The sequence below is a fragment of the Streptomyces sp. NPDC005752 genome, from assembly GCF_040630715.1.
GTDB lineage: Bacteria > Actinomycetota > Actinomycetes > Streptomycetales > Streptomycetaceae > Streptomyces.
In genome coordinates, this window is sequence record NZ_JBEXYB010000103.1 from 1 (window position 1) to 1,065 (window position 1,065).

1 protein-coding gene is annotated in these 1,065 nt (G+C 68.2%); it reads left to right on the plus strand.

The annotated features are described in order from the left end of the window. Positions 1–120: 120 nt before the first annotated feature. Positions 121–1,065: IS481 family transposase (locus tag ABZ441_RS33565; protein ID WP_358981201.1), on the plus strand; the 945-nt coding region annotated here is incomplete at its 3' end.

Here is a 1,065-nt window from a genome sequence, read left to right on the forward strand (position 1 = left end):
TGTTCTGTCCGGGGAGGTTGTGGACGGGTGATGCAGGTCTCGGCTGAGGGATCTTGAACGGGTGAGGGCCTTCCGGGTTCGGTGTGGATTGCGACGTCTACACCGACCAGAAAGGCCCTCGTGCCTCACCGTAATGCACCTTTGACCGAGACCGGGCGTCTGCGGCTGGCCCGCTGTGTGGTCGAGGACGGCTGGCCGCTTCGCAGGGCCGCGGAACGTTTCCAGGTCTCCCCGACGACGGCCCAGCGGTGGGCAGGCCGATACCGGGCCATGGGCGAGGCCGGCATGAGCGACCGCTCCAGCCGCCCCCACCTCAGCCCCGGGCGGACACCGACCCGCACCGAACGCCGGATCATCAAGGTCCGCGTCATTCGCCGGTGGGGACCGGCCCGAATCGCCCACCTGCTCGGGCTGGTGCCCTCGACCGTCCACCGAGTTCTGACCCGCTACGGCCTGGCCCGCCTGACCCACCTGGACCGGGCCACGGGCCGCGTCATCCGCCGCTACGAACGTGAGCGCCCGGGCGAACTGGTGCACGTCGACATCAAGAAGCTCGGCAACATCCCCGACGGCGGCGGCCACAAGAAGCTCGGCCGCCCAGCGGGCCGCAAGACCCGCTCAGGTGTCGGCTACAGCTACATCCACACCGCCGTCGACGACCACTCCCGCCTCGCCTACAGCGAGATCCTCACCAACGAGAAGAAGGAGACCGCTACCGGGTTCTGGACCCGGGCCCAGGAATTCTTCCTCTCCTGCGGGATCACCGTGGAACGCGTCCTGACCGACAACGGCGCCTGCTACAAGTCCTACCTCTGGCGCGACACCCTGGCAGCGGCCGGGATCACCCACAAGCGAACCCGGCCCTACCGGCCCCAGACCAACGGCAAAGTCGAACGCCTCAACCGCACCCTGCTCGACGAATGGGCCTACGCAAAGCCCTACCGGTCAGAACAGGAACGACGCGACGCCTACCCCGCCTGGCTCCACACCTACAATCACCACCGCGGACACACCGCACTCAAGGGCCAACCACCCGCCAGCCGCGTCCCCAACCTCACAGGGCAG